The sequence below is a fragment of the Streptomyces coeruleoprunus genome (assembly GCF_039542925.1).
GTDB classification, from domain to species: Bacteria; Actinomycetota; Actinomycetes; order Streptomycetales; family Streptomycetaceae; genus Streptomyces; species Streptomyces coeruleoprunus.
Map to the genome: position 1 here is coordinate 6,792,061 of NZ_BAABIT010000001.1, position 25,150 is coordinate 6,817,210.

Here is a 25,150-nt window from a genome sequence, read left to right on the forward strand (position 1 = left end):
CGGCCCGTACGCCGAGACCGGCCCCAACGGGCTCGACGCCATCAAGAAGCGGCTGGGCAGCGGCGAGCTGTACTCCGCGACCGACCCCGCACTGCGCCCCCACCGCGTGCGCTGCATGGAGCTGCTCGACAAGTTCAACAGCACCGCGCTCGGCGACTTCAAGGCCCGCGAGGTGATTCTCGGCGAACTGCTCGCCCGGGTGGAGCCCGGCGGCTGGGTGATGCCGCGCTTCCTCTGCGAGTTCGGGTTCTTCATCGAACTCGGCGCCGGAACCAAGATCAATTTCGATGTGATGCTGCTCGACTGCGCCCCCATCGTCCTCGGCGAGGACGTCTTCCTCGGCCCCCGCTGCCAGCTCTTCACCGCCAACCACCCCTACGACCCCCAGCTGCGGCGCGCCCTGTGGGAGAGCGCCAAGCCCATCACGCTCGGCGACCGCGTGTGGCTGGGCGGCGGCGTGACCGTCCTTCCGGGCGTGTCGATCGGCGCCGACACGGTCGTCGGCGCCGGCAGCGTCGTCACCAAGTCCCTGCCCTCCGGGGTGCTCGCCGCGGGCAACCCGGCGCGCGTCGTACGGGAGCTGGCGTGACCGCGCCCGTACGGCGGCCCGGTGGCGCGCGCGCCGCCCGCCGTGCCCACGAGGCCGTGGTGTTCGACCTCGACGGCACGCTGATGGACTCCGTGCAGCCCGACTTCCTCGCCTGCACCGCCCTCTTCGCGGAGTACGGCGCCCGGCTGCCGCGGGACGTCTGGGCGCGCGAGGTGTGCGGCCGCCCCGAGGGCTACCCCCGGCTGTTCGCGCTGCTGCGCCGGGCGGGCGCGGCGGCCTCCGACGAGCGGCTGCGAAGCCGGCTGGCGGAGCTGTGGAACGTCTTCATGACACCGGCTCACATCCGGCTCCTTCCGGGCGTACCGGAAGTGCTGGAGCGGTCCCGCGAAGCGGGCCTGCGGCTGGCCGTGGCCTCCTCGTCCGAGCGCCGGTGGGTGCGCCGCTGGCTGCGGCACTTCGCCCTCGACCACCACTTCGACGCCGTGATCACGGGTGACGACGTGGAACGCCGCAAGCCCGCGCCGGACGCCTACCTGAGGGCGGCGGCCGCGCTCGGCGCCGCCCCTGCCCGGTGCGTGGCGGTGGAGGACTCGCTGACCGGGATCGCGGCCGCCAGGTCGGCCGGGCTGACCGTCGTCGCGGTGCCCACGGCCCTGACCCGGGACCTCGACCACGGGGCCGCCCACCTGGTGGTGCGGGACCTGCGCACCGTGGACCTGGCCGCGCTGGAGGGGAGGACGCGGACGGCATGGACGTGACCGAACCGCCCGGCGGCGGGCCCGAGTGGTGGCGCGACGCCGTGATCTACCAGATCTATCCGCGCAGCTTCGCCGACGGCGACGGCGACGGCACGGGCGACCTCGCCGGGATACGGCGCCGCCTCGACCACCTGGTGTCCCTCGGCGTCGACGCGCTGTGGATCACCCCCTGGTACCCCTCGCCCATGGCAGACGGCGGGTACGACGTGGCCGACTACCGGGACGTCGACCCGCTGTTCGGCACCCTGGCCGAGGCCGAGGAGCTGATCCGGCAGGCCCTGCGGCGCGGGCTGCGCACCGTCCTGGACATCGTGCCCAACCACGTCTCGGAAGCCCACCCGTGGTTCCGCGCGGCCCTCGCGGCGCCGCCCGGCAGCCCCGAACGCGCCCTGTTCCACTTCCGCCCCGGGCGCGGACGGGGCGGCGACCTGCCGCCGAACGACTGGCCCTCCGAGTTCGGCGGGCCCGCCTGGACCCGCGTCGTCGAACCCGACGGCACGCCCGGCGAGTGGTACCTGCACCTCTTCGCACCCGAGCAGCCGGACCTCAACTGGGCGGACCCGCGCGTACGGGCCGAGCACGAGGACGTCCTGCGCTTCTGGTTCGACCGGGGCGTCGCCGGCATACGGGTCGACTCGGCGACCCTCCTCACCAAGGACGCGGACCTGCCCGACCTCGCATCGGCAGAGGGCCCCCACCCGTACGCCGACCGGGACGACCTGCACACCGTCTACCGCTCGTGGCGCCGCACGGCCGACTCGTATCCCGGCGGGCGCCTCCTGGTCGGCGAGATGTGGCTGCCCGACCCGAGCCGGCTGGCCCGCTACCTGCGACCGGACGAACTGCACACGGCCTTCAACTTCGACTTCCTCCAGAGCCCCTGGGACGCGACGCGGCTGCGCGCCTGCATTGACACGACCCTGGAGAGCCACGCCGCGGTCGGCGCGCCCCCGACATGGGTGCTGTCCAACCACGACGTGACCCGCACCGTCACCCGCTACGGCCGCGCGGACACGTCCTTCGACTTCGCGGCCAAGACCCACGGCGTGCCCTCCGACCCGGAGCTCGGCACCCGCCGCGCCCGCGCGGCCTGCCTGCTCACCCTCGCGCTGCCCGGTTCCGTCTACCTCTACCAGGGCGAGGAGTTGGGCCTCCCTGAGGTGGAGGACCTGCCCCGCGACATGCTGCGCGACCCGATGCACGTCCGCTCGGGCGGCAACGACCCGGGCCGCGACGGCTGCCGCGTACCGCTCCCGTGGTCCGGTACGGCCCCGCCCTACGGCTTCGGCCCGGACGACTCGGCGCCGTGGCTGCCGCAGCCGACGACCTGGGCTCCCTTCACCGTGGAGGCGCAGGACGGGGACCCGGACTCGATGCTCACCCTGTACCGCGAGGCCCTCCGCCTGCGCCGCGCGACACGGCCGGAACCGGCCCTGGAATGGCTCCCGTCCCCGGACGGCATCCTGTCCTTCCGCCGCGGCCCCGCCCTGCGGTGCCTCGTGAACCTCACCCCCGACCCGATCCCCCTGCCCCCGTCCCACACCCTCCTCCTGACCAGCGGCCCCACACCGGAAGACCACCTCCCTCCGGACACGGCGGCGTGGCTGCGGCCCGCGGAACGATGACCCCGCGGCCGCCACCGCACCCCCTCGCGGAGAGGGAACGCGCCCGCTGTCAGCGGGGCCTGCCACGATGCCCAAATACACCACCACCAGCGGGAGACACACATGGGCACCTGGGATGTCGGCCCCTTCGACAACGACAGCGCGGCCGACTTCGGCGACACCCTCGACGAGGCACCGGCGGACGCGCGCGAGGGCATCGTCCGCGACGCGCTCAGCCGTGCGAGCGACACCAAGGGGTACCTCGACGCGGACGTGGCCGAAGAGGCGGTCGCCGCGGCCGCGCTGGTCGCCGCGCAATGCCCCGGCGGCGAACCCGCCGATCCCCACTACGGCCCCCACGAGCCCCTGCCCGACCTCACCGCCCTGCGCCCTCTCGCCGCCCGGGCCCTCGACCGCGTCCTCACCGAGCCGTCCGAACTGCCCGAACTCTGGGCCGACTCGGACGGCGGCCCCTGGGAGGCGACGATCCACCAGCTCCGCGACACCCTTGCCCGTCCGCTCGGAGACCAGTCGCCCTGAGCGGAACCCGCGACCCACCCCAGGAAGGCCCACATGAGCTGGGACGTTCTCCACCCCCGTCTTCCACCTCGCCGCCGCCCTGGGCTGCAACGTACTGGACTGCTCCGAAGGAGGCCTGGTCGCCCCGCGGGGGCCAACCGGCCGGCACGCCTTCCAGGAGTTCCGCGACGGCTTGGTCGCCGGACCCACGCGCTGAGCGTCCTTGGTCGGCCAACGACCGTGCCGGGTGGTTCTGGTGATCCCCCGCGGGGTTGCGTACGGGGGAAAGCAAGGCGTTGTCTGGGAGTGGGCCCTCCGGGCATATCGGACAGGGTGCATCCGGCAAGGGAAGGTGGGATCGGCATGAGTCGCCTCGTACGAGCCCTTCTGGGCGTCCTCGGCTGCGGAGTGCTGCTCCTCGGACCGGCGGCCGCCACCGGAGCCGCGGCCGGCGTCACCAGCGGGGACGGTATCAACATCTGCGGCAACAGCGTCACCGTCATCGGGTGGGGCAACGACGCCGAGGGCAACGAGTGCTCCAACGGCGAGAAGTCATAGGCCTCGTCATGGCGAAGATCGAGGTCAACGGCGTAGGCCTGTGGTACGAGGCCGGCGGGGACGGGGACCCGGTCGTCCTCGTCCACGGTTCCTGGGGGGATCACCACAACTGGGACGGGGTGGTTCACGCGCTCGCGCTGGGCCACCGGGTGCTCACCTACGACCGCCGGGGCCACAGCGACAGTGACCGGCCGGAGGGGCAGGGGTCGCTGTACGAGGACGAGGAGGACCTGGCAGCACTGATGGAGACGCTGGGGTTCGCCCCGGCGTACGTCGCGGGCAACTCCTACGGCGCCTCGATCGTCCTCGGGCTCGCCGCCCGGCGGCCCGAGCTGGTCCGGGGGCTCGTCGCCCACGAGGCGCCGCTGCTCGACGTCGTGGGCGACATTCCCGAACTGCGGGAGCGGATGGCGGCCACGGCCGAGCGGATCGACGCCGTCCTGGCGCTGCTCCAGGCGGGGGAGACCGAGGCCGGGGCCCGCCGGTTCGTGGAGGAGGTCGCCTTCGGGCCGGGGGCGTGGGAGCAGCTGCCGCAGCGGCTGCGCGACACCTTCCTCAGGAACGCCGCCACGTTCTCCGACGAGCAGGCCGACCCCCACTGGGCCTCGCTCGACCTCGCCCGGCTGGGCGGCTACACCGGCCCCGCGCTGCTCACGCGCGGCACGGAGAGCCCGCCCTGGTTCGGCGTGATCGTCGACCGGCTCGCCGAGGCGCTGCCCGGGGCCCGCACCCACGTCTTCCAGGGCGCCGGACACATCCCGCACGTCACGCACCCGGAGCAGTACGCGGAACGCGTGACCGCCTTCCTCGACCACGCCGACCGGGCGACGGCATAGCGGCCTCCGGGGCCCCGCGGGCTCGTGCCGCACGCGATCGTGTGGCTCCGTTCGGCCGGGAGCGGCCGCGAAGGCGCGCCGCGCCCGCATCAATGGGCCGGGGCCGCGGTAAGGATCCGCGAAACGAGACCTTGGAGGTTGACGTGGCCGGATTCCTCGACAGGGCGAAGGAGCAGGCGCAGGCCGCTCTCGCGCAGGGAAGGGAGAAAGTGGACGAGGTTCAGCAGCAGCGCGCCGGGAACGAGCTCCTGAAGCGGCTCGGCGCGGCGTACTACGCCGAACGGCGCGGCTCGGGCTCGGAGGATGCCACAAGGCAGGCACTCGACGCCCTGGAAGCCCACATCAGCGCACACGGGGACGGCTTCCTGCGCGGCGCGTGACTCCCCGCGTGGTCTGCCCCGGGGCGGACCACGCCAGGCGCCCAAGGGCCCTGCCCGCCCCCGCAGGGGAGCGAGCGGGGCCCTCGGCGCGTGGTCACCGGAGCGCCGGGACCGCCGGCGCCGGGGCGTACCCGGCCGGGCGGCTGGTGAAGGTGCCCCGGCCCTGGGTGCGGCTGCGCAGGCGGGTCGCGTAGCCGAACAGCTCGGCCAGCGGGACCGTCGCGGTGATCACCGTCGTACCGGTCCTCGCCGTCGAGCCGGAGACGCGGCCGCGCCGTGCGGCCAGGTCACCGAGCACACCGCCCACGGCCTCGTCGGGCACCGTCGCCGTGACCTCGGCCACGGGCTCCAGGAGGGCCATGGCACCGGCTCGCAGGGCTTCCCGCAGGCCGAGCCGGCCCGCCGTGCGGAAGGCCGGCTCCGACGAGTCCCTGGAGTGGGTCGCCCCGTCGGTGAGCGTGACCCGCAGCCCCGTCACCGGATGGCCGCCCAGCGGACCCTCCGCCAGGGCGTCCCGGCAGCCCGCCTCCACCGCGCGGACGAACTCCTGCGGCACGCGGCCACCGACGACGGCCGACCGGAACACGAACTCCCCGGCCGAGCCCGGCGCCACCTCCAGCGGTTCGACGTCCAGGACCACATGGGCGAACTGCCCCGCCCCGCCGTCCTGTTTGACGTGCCGGTACACCAGCCCGGACACCCCGCGGGCGACCGTCTCGCGGTACGCCACCTGGGGCCGGCCCACGGCGACCTCCAGCCCGTGGCCGCGGCGGATCTTCTCCACCGCCACCTCCAGGTGCAGCTCGCCAAGACCCGACAGGACCGTCTGGCCGGTCTCGGCGTCGGTCCTGACCACCAGCGACGGATCCTCCTCCACGAGCCGCGCCAGCGCGCCCGCCAGCCGGTCCGTGTCCAGGCTCCTGCGGGCCTCGACCGCCACCGAAACCACCGGTTCCGCGGCGCTCGGCGGCTCCAGCACCAGCGGCGCGGCGGGCGCGCACAGCGTGGTGCCGGCGCGCGCCGACTTCAGCCCGACCACGGCGACGATGTCCCCGGCGACCGCCCGGTCCGTCTCCGCGTGCCGGTCGGCCTGCACGCGCAGGATCCGGCCGACCCGCTCCGTACGCCCCACGCCCATGTCCAGCACGGCGTCCCCCTTCAGCAGCGTTCCCGAGTACACCCGCAGACACGTCAGCCGGCCCGTGGCCGTCGCGTTCACCTTGAAGACCAGCGCGGCGAACGGCGCCGCCGGATCGGCGGCCCGCTCCTGCACCGTGTCGCCCAGCGTCCCGCGCACCGCCGGCACGTCCAGCGGCGACGGCAGGTACGCCGTGACGGCCTCCAGCAGCGGCTCGATCCCGCGGTTGCGGTACGCCGAGCCGCACAGCACGACCACGCCTTCACCGCCGAGCGTCAGCTCGCGCAGCGCCGCCGCGAGCGTCCCGGCCGACACCGACGACTCCGCGCAGAACTCCTCCAGCGCGGCGGGGTGCAGCTCCGCCACCGCCTCCTCCAGCAGCCTGCGGCGACGCCCCGCCTCCTCGCGCAGCGCCTCCGGTACTGGCCCCTCCTCGAACGAGTCGCGGCGGTCCGCCCACACCAGCGCCCGCATGCGCAGCAGATCCACCACACCGGTGAACCCGTCCTCGCGTCCGATGGGCATCTGGACCACCAGCGGGACGGTGTGCAGCCGTTCCCGGATCGACGCGACGGCCGCGTCGAGGTCCGCGCCCGCCCGGTCCAGCTTGTTGACGAACGCGATGCGCGGCACCCCGTGGTGGTCGGCCTGCCGCCACACCGCCTCGCTCTGCGGTTCGACGCCCGCGACGGCGTCGAACACCGCGACGGCGCCGTCGAGTACGCGCAGCGAGCGCGCCACCTCGTCGGAGAAGTCGACGTGGCCGGGCGTGTCGATGAGGTTGATCCGGTGACCGTCCCAGACGCAGCTGACCGCCGCGGCGAAGATGGTGATGCCACGGTCGCGTTCCTGCGGGTCGAAGTCGGTGACGGTCGTCCCGTCGTGCACCTCGCCCCGCTTGTGGGTCGCGCCGGTGAGATACAGGATCCGCTCCGTCACGGTGGTCTTGCCGGCGTCCACATGGGCGAGGATGCCGAGATTCCGTACGGCGGTCAGCGGATCGACGGAACGGTGGTGCGGGTTCGTACGCACGGCCCAGGGCCTTTCGTCGAAGAGTGAGAAAAGGGCAGCGCGATTTCCGGGCGAACGGCACACGCCCGCGGCGCCACACGCCACACGCCACTTGGCGCTGACGGGGCTGACGGGGCTCACGGTGCTGACGGCGCTCTCCGCGCTCGCGGCGCAGGGGTGTGCCCATGCGGGGGAACGGGGTGCTCGTCCCGGACATCCGGGGCCGGCCGCGCAGCCGGCACCGGGCCTACGAAGACACCAGGATCACGTCGAACCGTGACCGGGGAACGGCGACAGCGGTGCGGTATCGCACGGTCGGGCCCCCTCACTTGTCACTGGTCGGAACGCGCCGCGTTCTCGTGGCGGCGCGCGCACGGCGAGTGTAGGCAGCCCGCGGTCGCCGCGGCATCGTCTTTTTCCCGGACGGCTTTGTACGAGCCCTTCCCGTGCGCTGGACCAGCGCTGTACGGGCCCTTGACGGCGCGGCGCAAGGCTGGGGACGTGCCCACCGCAAGGGGCACGTACCCCACGAGAAAGGGACTTTGATGAAGCGTCAGATACGCCTGCGTGCCGTGATCGCCACCTCCGTCGCCCTCGTCGCCGCCGGCACCGTCACCGCCGGCGTCGGCATCGCGTCGCCGGAGCACAAGACGGCCGAGCGCCGCCCCCCGGCGGCCGCCGCCAAGCCCACCCCGAAGGAGATCGCCGGCCTCTTCGACGCGTGGAACGCGGCCCTGCGGACCGGCGACCCGGAGACCGTCGCGGCCCGCTACGCCCCCGACGCGGTGCTCCTCCCCACGGCCTCGCCGAAGATCCGTACGAACCACGGCGAGATCGTGGACTACTTCGAGCACTTCCTCCAGAAGAAGCCGGTCGGCGAGAAGGTCCGCAGCGTCATCACGGTCCTCGACAGCAACTCCGCGATCGACGCCGGGCTGTACCGCTTCCACGTCACCGACCCGGCCACGGGCGCCAAGAAGGCCATCGACGCCCGCTACACCTACGAGTACGAGAAGCGCGGCGGTACCTGGCTGATCGTCAACCACCACTCCTCGGTGCTGCCTGCCGAGGGCTGAGCCGCGGGCCCGCGGCGGCCGCCGTACGCAGGGCGATCCGTACGCTCAGGCCGCCGCCCGGGGCGTCCCGCAGCGTCACGCTGCCGCCGTCGTCGGTCACCAACTGCTTGACGACGGCCAGTCCGAGCCCCGAACCCGAACGGCCGGTCAGCCCCTGACCGCGCCAGAACCGGTCGAAGGCGCGGGACTGCTCGGCGGGGGACATCCCCGGCCCCTCGTCCCGTACCTCCAGCACCACCTCGTCCGGACGGCTCTCCACGCCCACCGTGATCGTCCCGCCGTCGGGCGAGACCTCCAGCGCGTTGGACAGCACGTTGTCCAGCACCTGGTCCAGGTGCCCGGGACTGCTCAGCACCCGTACGCGGGAGTCGGCGTCCGCCCGCAGGGCGATCCGCACCCCCCGCTCGTCGGCGGCCGGCCGCCACACCCCCAGGCGCTCGTCGACGATGTCGCGCAGCGTCAGCGGCTCGGCCGCCGACACCTTCGCCTCGGCACGGGCCAGCACCAGCAGCCCGTTGACCAGCCGGCTCATCCGTACGACCTCGGCGGTGGCCTGTTCCACGTCCTCGCGGACGAACTCGTCGTCGACGCCGTCCGCGATGTTGTCCAGGGACAGACGCAGCGCCGTGAGCGGGGTGCGCAGCTGGTGCGAGGCGTCCGCGACGAAGATCCGCTGCGCGGCGACCAGGGTGTCGAGCCGTTCGGCGCCCTGGTTGAGGGTGCGCGCCAGGGTCTGCGTCTCGGACGGCCCGGTGACGGGGGAGCGGGCGGTGAGGTCGCCGTCGCTGAAGCGGCTCGCCATGTCGTTCAGCTGCCGCAGCGGCCGCGTCAGCCGCCGCGCGACCAGCGCGCCGAGCCCGGCGGCCACCCCGAGGACGGCGACCGCGAGGATCGCCCGGAAGCCCCAGATGGTCCACAGGCGGTTGGTGAGGCCCGCCGTGGAGTAGCTGATCCGGACCGCTCCGACGACCTCGCGGGGTGCCGTCTGCGACCGCGCCGGGACGGTGACCACCAGATGCTCGCCCCACACGAAGTCCGAGCCCCAGTCGATCGTGGGCTCGCCCTTCTCCAGGGCCCGGATCACGCCGGCGTCGTACGACCGGCCCCGCCGCGGGGGCAGGGGCAGTCCGGGCACGGCGCCACCGCCCGCGGTGACCGCCTGGACGGTGCCGGGCACCTCCTTCTCGTACGCCCGGGCCATCCGGACCATCGCCTGGCGCGAGGCGGTGTCGCCGTCCGCGAGCAGCAGGGCCATCGTGCGGGCCTCGCGGCGCACCGACTCCTGCGTGTCGCCCCGCAGCTGGTCGGTGAGCGTGAACGCCACCGGGACGGTGAACGCGGCCACGGCCACGGCGACGAGCAGCACGTAGCTGACGATGAGCTGACGGATCATACGGACGTCCGGCTCCCGGAGGGGCCGCGGGCAGCCGCGGCGCCCGGAGCGTCGCCACCGCCGCTGCCCAGGTCACCCGGTCCCGCGTCCCCGCCGTCCTCCGTCACGTTCAGGCGGAACCCGACCCCGCGCACCGCCTCGATCGTGATGGCTCCGGCGAGCTTGCGCCGCAGCGCGCCCACGTGCACGTCCAGGGTCTTGGTCGGTCCGAACCAGTTGGCGTCCCAGACGGCCTCCATGATCTGCTCACGGGACATCAGCGCGCCCGGCTCCTCGGTGAGGAACGCGAGCAGGTCGTACTCCTTGGGCGTGAGCGCCACCTCCGTCCCGTCGAGCCGGACCCGGGCCGCCCTGCGGTCGACGGTCAGCCGCCGCCCGTACCGGTCCGGCCCGTCCTGGCCGCTGCCGGCCGTCTGTTCCCGGGGCCGTACGCGGCGCATCACCGCCCTGATCCGGGCGATGACCTCCCGTACGCCGAAGGGCTTGGAGACGTAGTCGTCCGCGCCGATCTCCAGGCCCACCACCCGGTCGGTCTCGTCGCTGCGGGCGCTGATCACGATGATCGGCACCTCGCCGCGCCCGCGCAGGGCCCGGCACACGTCCAGGCCGTCGGTGTCGGGCAGGCCGAGGTCGAGCAGCACCAGGTCGTACGGGTCGGTCACCGCCAGTGCGGCCTGCCCCGTCGTCACCCACTGCACCGCGAAGCCGTAGCGCAGCAGCCCGCGCCGGAGCGACTCGGCCACGGGCTCGTCGTCTTCCACCAGAAGTACACGCACGAACGGAACCCTAGCCATCCACCCGGCATTGTTGAAAATTAACCATTACGGCGGCCTCCCGGCACCCTGCCGCCTCGCGTCCCGACCCGCCGGCGCCCGTGCGCACCGCACGTATTTTCCCGTACCGACCAGCTCTTTTGCATATGCCGGGGAAGGTGTTTCCTGTAGAGGTCGGAGGAGGCGACCATGGGCCCTGACACCCGCACCACACCCGTACGATTCAGACGGCTCCGTCCGGCGGCGCTCGCCGCCGTCCTGGTCGTTCCGCTCGCGCTCACCGCGTGCGGCAACGGCAACGGGAACGGAGCGCAAGGGACGCCCACGGACGCCCCGCGCCCCACCACACCCTCGCCCACCGGGACCCCCACCACCCCCGGGACGGGCGCCACCCCACCCCCCACCACCGCGCCCCCGCGCACGTCCACCCCGGCGCCCAAGCCGCCCCCGCCGCCCACGACTCCGGGCAGCGGCCAGAAGCAGGTCCGCGCCGCCGTCTACTTCCTGCACGGCGAGCAGGTGTCCCCGGCCCCGCGCACGGTGACCACGCCGGCCACCACCGCCGGTGCCCTGCGCGCCCTGCTGGCCGGACCCAGCCCCTACGAACGCGGCCACGGCCGCACCACCGCCATCCCCTCCGGCACGAAGTTGCACTCCGTCGTCGTCCGCGACCGCGTCGCGACCGTGGACCTGTCCGGGCGGTACGACGACGGCGGCGGAACGCTGTCGATGCGCGCCCGCCTCGCCCAGGTCGTCTTCACGGCGACCCGCTTCCCGACCGTCGAGAAGGTGCAGTTCGCCCTCGACGGCAAGCCGGTACGGGCCTTCGGCGGCGAGGGCATCGCCCTCAACAAGCCGGTCGGCCGCGCGGACTTCGAGGACCTGACGCCCGACGTCCTCGTCGAATCGCCCATGATCGGCGACACCGTCCGGAGCCCGCTGAGGGTGTGGGGCAGCGCGAACACCTTCGAGGCCACGTTCCGGCTCAAGGTGACCGACGCCGCGGGCCGCACGGCGGCCAACCCCTACGGCACCGCCACCTCGGGCAGCGGCACGCGCGGCACCTTCGACGTGAAGTTCCCGTACAAGGCCACCGTCACCGGCCCCGGTGTGCTGACGGCGTACTGGGACTCGCCGGAGGACGGCCGCCCCGTCGTCTCCGACACCATCCCGGTGAACGTGGTCCGCTGACACCGCGCTCCGCGGAGGGACTTGACGACGGATGAACGGCACACCAGCCGATCCACCCTCATGGGAAACCGGACCATTGATCCGCTCCCTTCCCCGCCCCTAGCGTAGAGACCGGTTGCTACGCCTGTGACGCACGCTGGAGGAGCCGTTTCCTTGCCAGGGACATTCACGCCCGAGCGCCCCAGGGCGCTGTTCGCCATGACCGCCGAGAACGTCCCCCAGGTCTTCCCTCCGGAGGTCATGGCCCGGCTCCGCGAAACCGTCGACATCGACCCCGCCCTCGTCGTGCAGGACTTCGGCGACCCCGCCGCGCGCGCGACCCTCGCCGGGACGGAGATCCTCATCACCGGCTGGGGCTGCCCGCCCATCGACGCGGACGTACTCCGGGCGGCGCCCCGACTGCGAGCGGTCCTGCACGCGGCGGGCTCCGTCAAGCACATGATCACACCCGAGTGCTGGGAGCGCGGCCTGCTCGTCTCGTCGGCCGCCGCCGCCAACGCGCTGCCCGTCGCCGAGTACACGCTCGCCATGATCCTGGTGACCGGCAAGGACCTCGTCGCGGCCCGCGAGCGCTACCGCGCCCGGCGCACCTTCGGCCCGTTCGGCATCATCCCCGCCACCGGCAACTTCGGCCGCCGGGTCGGCGTCGTCGGCGCCTCCCGCATCGGCCGCAGGCTCATCGAACTGCTCCGCCCCTTCGACTTCGAGGTGAGCCTCGCGGACCCGTACGCCGACGAGGCCACGGCGAAGGAACTCGGCGTGCGCCTGCGCCCGCTCGACGACCTCCTGCGCACCAGCGACGTCGTCACGATCCACGCCCCCGAGACACCGCAGACCCGGCACCTCATCGGGCGCCGCGAGCTGGCGCTGATGCCCGACGCGTCGGTCCTCGTCAACACCGCGCGCGGCAGCCTCGTCGACACGGACGCCCTGGTGGACGAGGTCCGAACGGGCCGGATCGGTGCGGTCCTGGACGTCACCGAGCCCGAGCCGCTGCCGCCCGACTCGCCCCTCCTCGACCTCCCGAACGTCTTCGTCACCCCCCACCTGGCGGGCTCCCAGGGCAACGAGGTCCACCGCCTGGGCCTCACGGTGGTGGAGGAGCTGGAGCGGTTGCTGCGGGGTGAGGGGCTGGTGCACGGGGTGGACCGCGCGACGCTGGAACGCACGGCGTGAAGCCCGACGGCACTCCCGAATCGGGGGCCCCGCCCCCCGAACCCCCGCTTCTCAAACGCCGGTGGGCTGATGGGACGAGCGCCGCTCAGGCGCGATACAGGGCAAGGCGGCACGGGACGCCTCCGCCGTGCGGGACGTCGCCGCGCGGGCCGGTGTCTCGGCGTCCACGGGTACGCGCTGCCCGAGGAGGAGTGTCCAGTGGTCAGCCGAGCAGGCGCAGGGAGGTGTCCGAGACGCCCAGGCGGACGGTCTGCCCCCGGGACAGCTGGAGCGCGTCCGTCTCCATCCCGTCGCCGAACGCGACCAGCCGGTCCGACTCGACCGTGAGGCGCAGCCGGTCCCCGGCCGCGAGCACCCCCTCCACGCGGGACGTGCCCGTGGCCGGAGAGGCCCAGGCCTCGCGGACGAACCACGCCAGGCGGCGGTCGTCCGGCCGGGGCAGCGGCAGCGTGCCGCCCCGCTCCTGCCACAGGGAGCGCAGCCAGCCGGTGGCGCCCGTCCCGGTGCCGACCACGACACCGGAGGACGCCTGGTGTTCCACGGGGCACTCGTCCGCCCCGTCCGGCTGGTGCGGGTCGGTCCGGTTGTGCGGCCGCCCCGCGGGCGCCGGCTGCGCGGCCAGGGCGTAGCGCGCCGTCTGGTGGCCGGGCTGGCCGACGTAGACCTCGTTCAGGGCGACCAGCCGCTGGGCGTCGTCCGTGACGGCCTCGACCATCGTCAGCTCCTCCACCGCCGTCCTGGGCGAGAGCGCGGCCGGGATCAGCGCGGCCGCCTGCGCGGCGCGGTGCCGGACCAGGACGCCCGGGTTCCGGCCCGGTTCGGTGTCGAAGCCGACCACCGGCTGCGCCGCGAGGTACTTGGCGGCGTTCGCGACGAGCCCGTCCTGGCCCACGACGACCACCACGTCCTCGGGCGCGAACAGGAACCGGTCGAGGTCGGCCCGCTCCACACGGGCCCGCCGCCACGTCAGCGGGACCGCGGCCGCCACCTCGGCGAGCGCCCGCTTCGTGCGGCGGTGCCGTTCGAACACCTCGGTGAGCGACTGGCCGTGGCCGCGGAGGAAGAACTCCGCGTGCCCGTGGGTGCCGTGCCGGACCAGCAGTTCCTCGTACTCGGTGGTGCGGTGCACCAGGACCGCGCGGGGCGCCAGGCTCACGGCCGCCGCTCCACCGGCGTGGCCGGAGCGCCCTGGAGCCTGGCGAGCAGGCCGGTCAGGACGTCGGGGGAGAGGGTGACGCTGTCGATCCGGGGCAGGTTGTCCGCCACCCGGTGGAGGGCCAGGGCGTGCAGCGTGGCGGGGTCCGCCTCGCCGTGCGCCCGCAGCCAGGCGGCCCTCGCCTCCGCCTTCGCGGTGCCCGTCTCGCGCTCCGCCTCGGCCCGGGCGCGGGCGAGCCGGACGGTGCGGTCCGCCTCGGCGCCGGCCCGTACGGCGTCCGCGGCCGCCTCCTCCTCCGCCTCGCGGCGGGCGTTCGTGCCGCGCTGCTCGACCAACCGCTCCTCACGGCGCGCCAGTTCGATCCGGCTGGCCAGCTCGTTCTCGGCGATGGTGCGCTCGTGCTCCACCGCCACGGCACGCCGCTCGTACGTGGCCCGGTCGGCCTCCTGCTGGATCTGCTCCCGCGCCGGGGTGCGCAGGGCGCGTTCCACCTCCGGCTCGGGCCGTACGGCGACCACGCGGACGGCCACGACCTCGATTCCCGTGTCCGGCAGCCTCGGTTCGGCCGCCAGCCCCTCGGCGATCTGCCCCCGCACGGCCGCCACACCGCTCACCAGCGCCACGGACAGCGGGGTGCGGGCCAGTACGTCGAGCGCGTGCTGCTGGGCGATCTCGGTGAGCAGCGTGGAGATCTGCTCCAGCGGCGCGCCGCGCCAGACGCCGGTGTCGGGGTCGATGGAGAAGTCGAGCCGTGCGGCGGCCGTCCGCGGCTCGCTGATCCGGTAGGTGACCGTGGCCTGCACGGTGACGTCCTGGAAGTCGGAGGTCCGGGCGTGGAACGTCATCGCCAGTTCCCGGTCGTCGACCGGCACTTCCGACAGCGCGGCGCTCAGCGCCCGGTACCAGAAGCTGATGCCCGCGCCCTCGTGCGCCGGCCGCCCGCGCCGGAGGTGGCGGATGTGGGCGGTGGGCGCGGAGCGCAGGTGACGCCATCCGAGACGCCTGCTGACATCGGCCATGGTCGGCCCCCTCACTGATTGTCGTCAGTGAGACGATAATGATCCCCGTCGCTTCGTGTCAAGGTGACGAAAACCGGGGGCTCCACCACGGGTCCGTCCCCGGGCTGTCACCGTCGTGTCACGGCGGGAGGGATGAGTGAACCCCTGGCCGAAAAGCACTGTCTGGTGCGGTGAGAGCCGGCAGGGGGCCGGCACCAGAGCACTCGCATCGGGGGGCTTCATGTACGGGAACGGGATCCGCAGAACGGTGATGACGGTCGTGGCGGCGGCGTCGGCCGCGCTGCTCACGACGGCCTGTCAGCCGACCGGCGGCGACGGGGTGGTCGACCCGTCGTCCCCGGCGGCGCCGAGCGCGTCGTCGCCCACGCCGGGCGGCGGCGCCGGCACCACCGCGCCGGAACCCGCCGCCAGCCCGTCCGCACCGGGGGAGGGCGTGGCGCCCGGCGAGCCGGACCCCGGCTCCGGCGCGACCGACGCCGCCGCGCCCCGATGCGCCCCGAGCGCCCTCCGGGCGACCGTGCGCCAGGCCGACGACCGGCCCGCGGGGACGGGGATCGGCGCCATGGTCGCCCAGTTCGAGAACGTCTCGGGCGCTCCATGCGTCGTCCAGGGCCACCCCACCGTGGCCGGCGCGGGCAACGGCTCGCCCGAGCGCAACGCGCCCATGGTGGTGACCCGCACGGGCACCGCCTCCCCGGTGCCGCTCGCCCCCGGCGGCAAGGCCTGGCTCAAGATGACGTTCGTCCAGGTGCAGGGCGAGGCCGACGGCTACTGCGTGTCGGGCTCCGAGCCCATCACGTACCCGACCGTCGTGATCGGCCTGCCCGGCTCGGGCCACCACCAGGTCGCTCCCGAGGACGTATCGATCGCCCTGTGCGACAACAAGGTGACGGTCACGCCCGTCTCGGCGACCCCGCTCTCCTGACGCTTCGTCGACTGATGCCGCCGCCCCCGCGCCGGGGGCGGCGTCGAATTCTCGGGTCCGCCGAGCCCTGTCCCCAGTGTTGACGGGCTCTCCCCGCCCCTAGAGACGCAGTTCATCACCCTGGAGTCGATGACCAGCGGCAACTACACCGTCGTGTGGCCCGGCTGTCCCGGCTGCCGGCCACCACCCTGCAGCGCATGTGGGGCATCTTCTCCAGCCGGGAGTTCGGCGGCATCGTCGAGGCGATCTGCGACCTGTACGCGGTGACCCGCAAGCCCGAACGCCTCGCGCCGGCCCGCCTCTTCGACCTCGACCGGCTCATCGACGCCTGCGTCGCCGGCGACGACATCCTCGACGGCCCGCACGCCGACCAGCACATCCCCATCTTCACCGGACTCGTCCGGCTGTACGACGAGACGGGGGAGGACCGCTACCTCACCGCGGCCCGGAACTTCTGGCGCATGGTCGTCCCGAACCGCATGTACGGCATCGGCGGCACCAGCACACAGGAGTTCGTCAACGGCAGGCCCGTTCCCGGCACCGCCACGCCCGGCAGCTACTTCACCGTGTCCCGGACCTGGCACGACGGCGACACCGTGCGCGTCTCCCTCGGCCCGGTCAACCTGGTGGCGCGCGACCCGCGCAGGGACCTGCACCTCGGGCTCCACCGCAACGCCGCCCTGTCCGGGGACCTGCTGCCCAGCCTCGAACCCGTCCCGCGCGAACCGCTCCACTTCCGGCTCGACGGCGTCGAGTTCGCTCCCTTCTTCGAGGGCACCGAGGACCCCCGCCTACTCCGCCGCGCCGAACCCCGCGTCCTCCTCGGAACGCTGGACTCCGGCGTGACCGATCCGGCCCGCGCCGACGGAACGACCTTCCTCGACGCCATCTGGGCCGCGGCCCCCTTCCCTGACGAGTCCGCCCTCGTCACCCATGTCCGGTCCACGGTGACGTCCTGGACGGCCGCAGGATCGTCAGCACGGCGAAGGCCGCGTCGTACGCACGCTGAGGTGGCCCGCGGCCGCCGGGGCCACCTCACCGGACCGCCTCGGCCTCCGCATGCCGACGCGGTGCGGCCCGCCTATAGTGAAATCGACGGAGCCCTTCCTGTCGTGCTCCCGGAGTCGGCCATGGCCAGCAAGGCAATGCTCCCCATCGTCTACGTCAGGGGATTCGCGGGCGACACCTCGGGGATCAACAAGGTCGTCACGGACCCCTTCTACGGATTCAACGAAGGATCCACACACGTCCGCGTGGGGAAAGACGAGAAACCCAGTTTCCACCAGTTCGAAAGCCCGCTCCTCCGCCTGCATCTGGACGAGGGCTACCACATCCTGGTCAAGGGCGGTCAGGAAGCCTATCTGGAGACCCACGACGACATTCCGCCGAACAGCATGTGGGTCCACCGGTTCTACGACGTGTCCGCCAGCTCCTGGGGCGAGAAGCCCCGTGAATTCCGGCTGGAGGACGCCGCCGTCGATCTGCTGCGGCTGATCGAGACGCTGAAGCGGAAGACCGGCGCACCCCGCGTCCACCTCGTCGCCCACTCCATGGGCGGGCTCGTCTGCCGCTGCCTGCTCCAGAAGGTCCTGCCCGACCGGCACATGGACCCGCTGGACTACGTCGACAAGCTCTTCACGTACGGCACCCCGCACGGCGGCATCAGGTTCGACGTGGGCTTCGGCCTCCTGGAACGGCTGCGTGACGCGACCGGCATCCACGGCGCCGACATCTTCGGCCCGCGCAGGATGTACGAATACCTGACCCCCGACGCGGACCGCACCGAGGACGGCCCGCCGCCCGGCTGGGACGCCCGCGTCATGCCCGACCACGAGGGCGCCTTCCCGCCGCACCGCGTGTTCTGCCTCGTCGGTACCAACCCGGCCGACTACGACGTCGCGTGGGGCCTATCGTCCGCCGCGGTCGGCGCACGCAGCGACGGCCTCGTGCAGATCGAACAGGCCACGGTGCCCGGTGCGTACGAGGCGTACGTCTACCGCAGCCACAGCGGGCGGTACGGACTGGTCAACTCCGAGGAGGGCTACCAGAACCTGCGGCGCTTCCTCTTCGGCGACCTCGGCATCGAAGCCGCGCTGATCGACTACCGGCTGCCCCCCGACGAGGGGGTCACGTGGCAGGCCGAGGTGGTGCTGGCCATCCGGGGCCTGGCCGCCCTGATGCACCAGCGGCTGACCTCCCAGTGGTGCCCGCTCCTGCTGCCGCCCCCGCACGGCGACGGCACCGTCGGCGACCCCGTGACGCTCACCACCACGTTCCTGCGCACCGACCTGCCACGCCCCGGCGACAGCCCCACCATGCGCTACGCGCTGCACGTACGGATCCTGTCGCTGCGCCAGGGCGGCCGCAGGATCCTCAGCTTCAGCGACCACCTGGAACAGACCGCCGACTTCGACGACATCCTCGTCATCGACGTCGGCACCGCGGCGCCGGGGCCCGGCGTCTGGGCCGCCTGGAACTCCGTCATCCCCGGCGCCATCAAGGACCACGAACCACGCGGCCGGCCCCTGGGCGACGAGGACCCGCGCAGCGGCCTGTGGACCGCGCACGTCCCCCTCCCCGAGACCGCCCACCCGCTCCTCGGCGCCGACGCCAGGATCCGCCTCAGCGTCACGCCGTGGGAGTGACCGCGCCCACCGGCGCACGGCGACCGGGGGGCACCAGGCCCAGCCGGAGGGCGAGATGACCGCCACGGGTCGATCTGCTGGAGCCCGCAGACCGGCGACGCACACGAGGTGCACGGCGACATCCACGTCCACTGCCTCTACTGGAACCCCGGACCAGCGCACACGAGGTGCACGGCGACATCCGCGTCCACTGCCTCTACTGGACACCTCGGACCGGCGCGCACGAGGTGCACGGGGTCATCCGCGACCTGTGGGCCGGCATGGGCTGGGAGCGCGGCTTCCTCGGCTGCCCGACCTACGGCGGACTGCCCCACGGCAACGGCCGCCGCAGCCGCTTCCGGCACGGAGAGGTGACCCGGGACGCGAAGAGGGGTGCGGAGGCACGCCGCGGCGTCCTCTTCGAGGACCACTGACGCGTCAGACGTTCGGCACCTTCAGCTTGTCCCAGCTGGTCTTTCCGGGGATGCCGTCCGCGTCCCGGCCCGAGTAGCCCAGCTTGCGCTGCCACGCCGCGTACGACGCGCGGTCCGCCTCCCCCCACTCGGGGCCCGGGCCCACCTCGTAGCGGCCGCAGCCCACCGCCACCAGCCGCTTGCCCATCGCCGTGATGACCGGGCTGCGCCGGCCCGCCGTGAAGAACGCGGCACCGGGGAACGGCTCGTACGCCGGCGGCTTCGGGGCGGGCGGCTTCGCGGGACCGCCGGGGCCACCGCCCAGGCGCCCCCGGATCCGCTCGCGCATCGAGTCCATCGTGAAGCCCCGCGGGTCGACCTTCCCGGGCTGCCACTCCTTGTGTCCGATCACCGAGCGGTGGGACCAGCCGTGCGCCCGGCAGATCGCGGCCGCGGCCCTCTCGATCGCCTCCAGCTGCGCGGCCGGCCACGGGTCCGCGCCGTCGCCGAGGTTGACGCACTCGAAGCCGTAGAAGTGGCGGTTGCCATCGGTGTTGGCCTCGTTGTCGGCGGGCAGCGTCGCCGCCTCGTCGATCACGGCTCTCAGTACCTCGTCGTCGCCCAGCCCCGCGTGGTTGGCCCGGCCGTTGCCCACGAGGTGCACCGAGCCGTCCTTGGCGATCACCCCGTGGCACAGCGGCCCCGGCAGGCTGGAGTACCCGTCGTAGCAGAGGTCCACGGAGCTCTGAGTGCCGGAGGTCACGGTGTGATGGATCATCACCCCGTGCACGGGGCCCCACGGTCCCTTGTGGTTGCGGTTGTGCGTACGCCAGCTGCGGTGCTCGACGACCTCGAGGCCCTCGTCGCGGAGGGCCTTCAGCAGCTGCGACGCGGTCAGAGGCGTTGCCATGGCGGTGCTCCTTCCAATCGTGCGGCTGGGACCGTCATGCGCGTGCGCCTGTGGCTTCTGAAGCCCGAGTGTCTGTGGGGAGTCTGGTTCTCCTGTCGATGAACGGTCAAGGTGCCCTTTCGGTCAACGCCTTCCGCCCCTGGAGGTGAACCGGCCGAACGCCGGCCCCACCGGCGCGTCGCCTCGTATCCCCGGCGGGGAGCGCGGAGCCGCGCGGTGGTCATACTGCGGGCATGAGCGAATCCCCACCGCGGGCGGTCGGTTGGGCGCGCGGAACCGCCGAAGCGGCGGCGGCGCCCCCGGGCACCGCCGGCTACGGCGAAGCCGCGGCCCGGCTCGCCGAGCAGTACGAGAGCGTGTCCTTCGAGGAGGTGCACCGGGAGGCGCTGCACCTGTTCCCCGCGCAGCCCTGCGCGGTCCTGGACATCGGCGCGGGCAGCGGCCGGGACGCCGCCGCGCTGGCCGGGCGTGGACACCGGGTCGCCGCCGTCGAACCGACGCCGCAGCTACGGGAGTTGGGGCGACGCCTCCATGCGGGCCGCGACATCGAGTGGATCGACGACGCGCTCCCGCGGCTGAGCGGCCTCCACGCCCATGGGCGGCGCTTCGACCTGATCCTCCTGACGGCCGTCTGGATGCACCTCGACGAGGCCGAGCGGCGGACCGCGATGCCCCGCGTGGCCGCCCTCCTGCGCCCCGGGGGCCGCTTGATGCTCAGCCTGCGGCACGGCCCCGTGCCGGCGGGGCGGCGCATGTTCGACGTACCGGCGGAGGAGGCCGTGTGCCTCGCTGCGGGGCAGGGCCTGCGTGTGGTGCACGAGAGCCGGCGCGGCGACCTGCACGGCCGGGAGGACGTGTGGTGGAGCCGGCTCGTGCTGGAGGGCGGCACGGAGGAAGGGCGCCGCGCGGCCGGGGGCTCGCCGGAAGCGTGACGCCGGGGCGGCCCAGGAGTGGGCCGCCCCGGCGTGCGAGGGCGTGTCAGTACGCGCCGAACACGTTGTCGATCGAGCCGTAGCGCGCCGCGGCGTAGTTGCAGGCGGCGGTGATGTTGGCGACCGGGTCGAACGGGTCCATCGACGTGCCGGGCACGTGGTAGGCCTGGAACGTCGGGTCGATCACCTGGAGGAGGCCCTTGGAAGGGGTGCCGGCCAGGGCGTTGGAGTCCCAGTTGTTCACGGCGAACCGGTTGCCCGACGACTCGCGCATGATGTTGCGGTGAATTCCCTCATAGCTGCCGGGAATTCCGCGCTCGGCCATGACGGCGAGCGATTCCCTGATCCAGCCGTCCAGATTGTCCGCGTACTGGGGAGCCTGCGGGGCCTGCGGAACGGCGACCGCGGCCGTCTTGCCGAGCGACGGGGCCGGGGATCCGACCGTCAGTCGCAGACCCGGGCGAATCAGCGACGGGTCCTCGCCGATGGCGTTCTTGTTGTCCCGGTACAGCTTCTTCCAGCCGCCGCTCAGGGAGTGCTCACGGGCGATGGAGGACAGCGAATCGCCCTTGGCGACGGTGTATTTCACCGGAGCGGCCGCAGTCGCGGCCCGCACGACCGACGTGACCTTTTCGGTGGTGAAGGCAGGTGCCTGGGCCGGGGTGGCCGCGCTGGCGACCGAACCGGTCAGCGGAAGGGCGATGGCCGCGCCTCCCGTGCTTGCGATGGCGAATCCCCGAGTGATCCGGCTGTTCCTGGGACGGCGGTGCTTACCCTTTGCAGGCATGACAGATTCCTCTCCGGCGCCTGCGAGGTGAGCTGTCGGGTTCGGACGGGAGATGTCCGGCCGCAGGGCACGGGCCACTGCGACTTCACCCCGAGCCGTTCCGGGTCGTACCGGACCGGCGGCTTACCTGGTTCCCCCGCTCCTGCCGGGCGTGAGTGGGTGCGAAATCCGGAGGCGGCAGGATTCGGCGGTCCCTCCGGATTGACCGTGACCGTAGACGAGAGCGGGCGCGCGGAACAAGGCCCGAATTCACAGGCCGGGCCCCGCGGGTCGAGCCGATCAAGGAATCCCGTGGAGTCGCGTGCGCGCGGAGCGCTGCACTTTCCTTGGCAGAAAAGAGAATCGCGCCACCGGAAGATCGCATTCTTTCCGGCGGGCGCGTGACTCAGATCACGGAGCGCCGTCCAACTCGTCCACGGGGGCGAAATGTTGGCGAAGTTCCCTTGGGTGGCGATGTCCGTGACTTCATGGCAAATCGGTCATAAGTGGGAATGTCGGATAGGGGGAGAGGGGTGTGTCGTCGGCGCCTCACCAGGCGTCCTCGTCGAGGTTCTCGAAGTCGTCGAACAACGGCATCACCGGTGTCGGCGCCCCGCCCCTGAGGGACTGCTCCGTCCACATCACCTTGCCGCTCGGCGTGTAGCGCGTACCCCACCGCCCGGCGAACTGCGAGACCAGGAACAGACCGCGTCCGCCCTCGTCCGTCGTCGCCGCCCGCCGCAGGTGCGGAGAGGTACTGCTGCCGTCGGACACCTCGCAGATCAGACTGCGGTCGCGCAGCATCCGCACATGGATCGGCTCCGAGCCGTACCGGATCGCGTTCGTGATCAGCTCGCTCAGCATCAGCTCCGTGGTGAAGCCGATCTCCTCCAGCCCCCAGCGCTCCAGCTGGCGGCCGCACGCGGCGCGGATGGGCGCGACCGCCGCCGGGTCGCGCGGCACGTCCCAGTCGGCGACCCGGTCCGACGGCAGCAGCCGTGTACGCGCCACCAGCAGCGCGATGTCGTCACTGCGGTGCGGGGGCAGCATCGCGTCGAACACGGCCCGGCACGTCTCCTCCGGGCTCCGGTCCCCGCCCTCCGCGAGCGTGCTCCGCAGCAGCCGCAGACCGCTGTCGACGTCCCGCTCCCGGCTCTCGATCAGACCGTCCGTGTACAGCACGAGCCGGCTGCCCTCCGGCAGCTGCACCTCGGCCGTCTCGAACGGCTGGCCGCCCACCCCCAACGGCGGCAGCACCGGCACCTCCGGGAAGTCCACCGTGCCGTCCGGCAGCACCACGGCCGGCGCGAAGTGGCCCGCCGTCGCCATGCAGCACCGCCCCGACGCCGGGTCGTAGATCGCGTACAGGCAGGTCGCGCCCGCGATGGCCGCGCCGCTCTCGCCGGCCTCCTCCTCGTCGATCCGCGAGATCAGCTCGTCGAGGTGGCCCAGCAGCTCGTCCGGCGGCAGATCCAGCGCCGAGAAGTTGTGCACCGCGGTCCGCAGCCGGCCCATGGTCGCCGCCGCGTGCAGCCCGTGCCCCACCACGTCCCCCACCACCAGCGCGACCCGCGCCCCGGGCAGCGGGATCACGTCGAACCAGTCGCCGCCCACCCCGGCCTGCGCCGGCAGATACCGGTGCGCCACCTCCAGCGCGTCCTGCTCCGGCAGCACCCGCGGGAGCAGGCTGCGCTGCAGGGTCACGGCCATGGCGTGCTCGCGCGTGAAGCGCCGGGCGTTGTCGATGGCGACCGCCGCCCGGGCCGCCAGCTCCTCCGCGAACGCCAGGTCCTCCTCCTCGAACCGTGCCGAGTCCGCCACCCGCCAGAAGTTGGCCATGCCGACGATCGTCCCGCGCGCCTGGAGCGGCGCCGTGATCAGCGAGTGGACCCCGTACGCCAGCGCCACGTCCGCGCCCTCCGGGTCCTGGGCGCGCCAGCCGTGGGCCACGGTCAGGTCCGCCTCCAGGACGGCACGGCCGCCCTCCAGTGCTGCCGCCATCGGCGTCGTCGCCACGTCGAACCTGATCAGGTCGCCCGCCGGCTGGAGCGGATGGTCCGCGCGCACCCCGCTGACGGCGGCGCGCCGCATCTCGGTGTGCGCCCCGGACGGCTCGTCGCCGCGGAGCACGGGGTCCAGCAGCTCCACCGTGACGAAGTCGGCGAACCGGGGGACCGCCACCTCCGACAGCTCCTCCGCGGTCCGCGTCACGTCCAGCGTGGTGCCGATCCGCACCCCCGCGTCGTACAGCAGCTTCAGCCGCTCCCTGGCCACCTCGGCCACCCCCGACAGGGCCCGCAGCTCCGTCGTGTCGCGGAGCGTGGCGACCGTGCCCGACGGGCCGCCGTACGGATCGGTCGGCCGGGTGTTGACCGCCAGGAGCCGGTCGCCCGCCAGGTGCACCTCGTCGGTCACCGCCCGCCCGGACGCCAGCAGCCCGGCCGTGTCCTCGTCCAGGCCCAGCTCCGTGACGTGCCGGCCCTCCGCGTCGGCCGGCAGCTCCAGCAGCCTGCGCGCCTCGTCGTTGGCCAGGGTCAGCCGGCCGTCCTCCCCGATGATCAACACGCCCTCCCGTACGGCGTGCAGGACGGCGTCGTGGTGTTCGTACATCCGGGTCATCTCGGCCGGCCCCAGGCCGTGCGTCTGCCGCCGCAGACGCCGGCTGACCAGCGCCGAGCTGCCCGTCGCCAGGATCAGCGCGGCGCCGCCCGCCCCCAGCAGCACCGGCAGCTGACGGTCGACGGTCGCCCCGACGCTCTCGATGGTCACGCCCGCCCCGACGAGGCCCAGGACCGTCCCCTCGTCGTCCTTCACCGGCACGATCGCCCGGGCGGCGTCGTTCGGGTCGCCCTCGAAGATCTCCGCGAACGTGTCCCCGGCGGCCGCCCGCTCCACGCCCTCCGCGCGGAGCCCGATCAAGGCCGGGTCGCTGTCCGCGATGCGGGTGCCGTCCGGCTCCATCACCACGATGAAGTCGACCCCGGAACCCTCCCGCGCCTCCTCCACGGGCCCCTGGAACGCCAGTGTGGGCGTGGCGGACACCAGCGCGGACCGGGTGCCCGGGGCGTCCGCGAAGGCCTCCGCCGCCGTGAGCGAACGATTCAGCGCGTCCCGCTCGCTGTCGTACCGCGCCTGCACCGCCAGCGCCACCACCGCCGCGCTGATCAGCAGCACCGCCACCAGGATCTGCAGGAACAGCACCTGACCGGCCGCGCTGCGCACGCCCAGCAGCCCGCGCCGGGCCCGCTGCCGCGCCCCGTCCCGCGCCCCGCTCCTGATGCGCGACCACGACCCCCGGCGAGCGCGCGCCTCCGCCCTGCCACGGGCGCGCGGCGGCGACCCGTCCCGATCGCGCGGCCGGGACGGCCCGGCGGAGGACCGGCCCGAGCCGCGCCTGAACCGTCCGGGACGTCCTTTCATGCCCCTTTTCTAACACCCGGCG

The 25,150-nt window shown here is 73.4% G+C and carries 22 protein-coding genes and 1 riboswitch; of the genes, 14 read left to right on the forward strand and 8 right to left on the reverse strand.

Annotated elements, in window-relative coordinates; translation table 11 throughout:
* The first annotated feature begins 52 nt into the window (after positions 1–52).
* From ABEB09_RS30455 to ABEB09_RS30485, 7 genes are all read left to right on the forward strand, one after another.
* Entirely contained in the window at positions 53–589 is a 537-nt protein-coding gene (locus ABEB09_RS30455; RefSeq protein WP_380841002.1) for a sugar O-acetyltransferase, read from the forward strand.
* Positions 586–1,308: an HAD family hydrolase gene (locus tag ABEB09_RS30460; protein WP_345693131.1), complete on the forward strand. Its 723-nt coding sequence runs from the start codon at positions 586–588 to the stop codon at positions 1,306–1,308. Before ABEB09_RS30455 ends, ABEB09_RS30460 begins: the two co-directional genes overlap by 4 nt.
* Positions 1,299–2,933 (forward strand): glycoside hydrolase family 13 protein, encoded by a 1,635-nt coding sequence (locus tag ABEB09_RS30465; protein ID WP_345693132.1) that lies wholly within the window; start codon positions 1,299–1,301, stop codon positions 2,931–2,933. Before ABEB09_RS30460 ends, ABEB09_RS30465 begins: the two co-directional genes overlap by 10 nt.
* Positions 2,934–3,035: 102 nt before the next feature.
* The gene (locus ABEB09_RS30470; RefSeq protein ID WP_345693133.1) at positions 3,036–3,452 is read left to right on the forward strand and encodes a DUF4259 domain-containing protein; all 417 of its coding nucleotides are present in this window, start codon (positions 3,036–3,038) and stop codon (positions 3,450–3,452) included.
* A 342-nt stretch (positions 3,453–3,794) separates the two neighbouring features.
* Positions 3,795–3,989, forward strand: a complete 195-nt coding sequence (locus tag ABEB09_RS30475; RefSeq protein WP_345693134.1) for a chaplin family protein — start codon at positions 3,795–3,797, stop codon at positions 3,987–3,989.
* An 8-nt stretch (positions 3,990–3,997) separates the two neighbouring features.
* Complete coding sequence (locus ABEB09_RS30480; protein ID WP_345693135.1) at positions 3,998–4,825, forward strand: alpha/beta fold hydrolase; 828 nt, start codon at positions 3,998–4,000, stop codon at positions 4,823–4,825.
* Between the two features lie 143 nt (positions 4,826–4,968).
* Positions 4,969–5,205, forward strand: a complete 237-nt coding sequence (locus ABEB09_RS30485) for a hypothetical protein (RefSeq protein WP_345693136.1) — start codon at positions 4,969–4,971, stop codon at positions 5,203–5,205.
* A gap of 94 nt (positions 5,206–5,299) precedes the next feature.
* On the opposite strand, the gene fusA is transcribed toward ABEB09_RS30485, so the two are convergent.
* Positions 5,300–7,375, reverse strand: a complete 2,076-nt coding sequence (gene fusA, locus ABEB09_RS30490) for an elongation factor G (protein WP_345693137.1) — start codon at positions 7,373–7,375, stop codon at positions 5,300–5,302.
* Between the two features lie 524 nt (positions 7,376–7,899).
* Between fusA and ABEB09_RS30495 the strand changes: the two genes are divergently transcribed.
* Complete coding sequence (locus ABEB09_RS30495; RefSeq protein ID WP_345693138.1) at positions 7,900–8,430, forward strand: SgcJ/EcaC family oxidoreductase; 531 nt, start codon at positions 7,900–7,902, stop codon at positions 8,428–8,430.
* Here the strand turns inward: ABEB09_RS30495 and ABEB09_RS30500 are convergent.
* The gene (locus tag ABEB09_RS30500; RefSeq protein WP_345693139.1) at positions 8,393–9,823 is read right to left on the reverse strand and encodes a sensor histidine kinase; all 1,431 of its coding nucleotides are present in this window, start codon (positions 9,821–9,823) and stop codon (positions 8,393–8,395) included. The genes ABEB09_RS30495 and ABEB09_RS30500 overlap by 38 nt on opposite strands.
* Positions 9,820–10,599 carry a response regulator transcription factor gene (locus tag ABEB09_RS30505; protein WP_345693140.1) on the reverse strand — a complete coding sequence of 260 codons (780 nt, stop codon included), beginning with the start codon at positions 10,597–10,599 and terminating at the stop codon, positions 9,820–9,822. The genes ABEB09_RS30500 and ABEB09_RS30505 overlap by 4 nt, the downstream gene beginning before the upstream one ends.
* 186 nt (positions 10,600–10,785) lie before the next feature.
* Between ABEB09_RS30505 and ABEB09_RS30510 the strand changes: the two genes are divergently transcribed.
* Both ABEB09_RS30510 and ABEB09_RS30515 read left to right on the forward strand, forming a co-directional pair.
* Positions 10,786–11,787, forward strand: a complete 1,002-nt coding sequence (locus tag ABEB09_RS30510; RefSeq protein ID WP_345693141.1) for a GerMN domain-containing protein — start codon at positions 10,786–10,788, stop codon at positions 11,785–11,787.
* A 198-nt stretch (positions 11,788–11,985) separates the two neighbouring features.
* Entirely contained in the window at positions 11,986–12,963 is a 978-nt protein-coding gene (locus ABEB09_RS30515) for a hydroxyacid dehydrogenase (protein WP_345694137.1), read from the forward strand.
* A gap of 202 nt (positions 12,964–13,165) precedes the next feature.
* Here ABEB09_RS30515 and ABEB09_RS30520 read toward each other — a convergent pair whose 3' ends face one another.
* A complete protein-coding gene (locus ABEB09_RS30520; RefSeq protein WP_345693142.1) occupies positions 13,166–14,119 on the reverse strand; it encodes a hypothetical protein in 954 nt (317 codons plus the stop codon).
* Entirely contained in the window at positions 14,116–15,138 is a 1,023-nt protein-coding gene (locus ABEB09_RS30525) for an SPFH domain-containing protein (protein WP_345693143.1), read from the reverse strand. Before ABEB09_RS30525 ends, ABEB09_RS30520 begins: the two co-directional genes overlap by 4 nt.
* A gap of 220 nt (positions 15,139–15,358) precedes the next feature.
* On the opposite strand from ABEB09_RS30525, the gene ABEB09_RS30530 reads away from it, so the two are divergent.
* From ABEB09_RS30530 to ABEB09_RS30545, 3 genes are all read left to right on the forward strand, one after another.
* On the forward strand, positions 15,359–16,063 hold the full coding sequence (locus ABEB09_RS30530; RefSeq protein WP_345693144.1) for a DUF4232 domain-containing protein: 705 nt from the start codon (positions 15,359–15,361) through the stop codon (positions 16,061–16,063).
* 155 nt (positions 16,064–16,218) lie between these two features.
* On the forward strand, positions 16,219–18,708 hold the full coding sequence (locus ABEB09_RS35055; protein WP_380840956.1) for an alpha/beta fold hydrolase: 2,490 nt from the start codon (positions 16,219–16,221) through the stop codon (positions 18,706–18,708).
* A 167-nt stretch (positions 18,709–18,875) separates the two neighbouring features.
* Positions 18,876–19,121, forward strand: a complete 246-nt coding sequence (locus ABEB09_RS30545) for an LGFP repeat-containing protein (RefSeq protein ID WP_345693145.1) — start codon at positions 18,876–18,878, stop codon at positions 19,119–19,121.
* Between the two features lie 4 nt (positions 19,122–19,125).
* On the opposite strand, the gene ABEB09_RS30550 is transcribed toward ABEB09_RS30545, so the two are convergent.
* The gene (locus ABEB09_RS30550) at positions 19,126–20,010 is read right to left on the reverse strand and encodes a peptidoglycan-binding protein (protein ID WP_345693146.1); all 885 of its coding nucleotides are present in this window, start codon (positions 20,008–20,010) and stop codon (positions 19,126–19,128) included.
* A 233-nt stretch (positions 20,011–20,243) separates the two neighbouring features.
* Between ABEB09_RS30550 and ABEB09_RS30555 the strand changes: the two genes are divergently transcribed.
* On the forward strand, positions 20,244–20,942 hold the full coding sequence (locus ABEB09_RS30555; protein WP_345693147.1) for a class I SAM-dependent methyltransferase: 699 nt from the start codon (positions 20,244–20,246) through the stop codon (positions 20,940–20,942).
* A gap of 46 nt (positions 20,943–20,988) precedes the next feature.
* On the opposite strand, the gene ABEB09_RS30560 is transcribed toward ABEB09_RS30555, so the two are convergent.
* Both ABEB09_RS30560 and ABEB09_RS30565 read right to left on the reverse strand, forming a co-directional pair.
* A complete protein-coding gene (locus tag ABEB09_RS30560; RefSeq protein ID WP_345693148.1) occupies positions 20,989–21,729 on the reverse strand; it encodes a transglycosylase SLT domain-containing protein in 741 nt (246 codons plus the stop codon).
* A 2-nt stretch (positions 21,730–21,731) separates the two neighbouring features.
* Positions 21,732–21,897, reverse strand: a riboswitch (cyclic di-AMP (ydaO/yuaA leader).
* Positions 21,898–22,257: 360 nt separating this feature from the next.
* Entirely contained in the window at positions 22,258–25,128 is a 2,871-nt protein-coding gene (locus tag ABEB09_RS30565; RefSeq protein ID WP_345693149.1) for a SpoIIE family protein phosphatase, read from the reverse strand.
* Between the last annotated feature and the right edge of the window lie 22 nt (positions 25,129–25,150).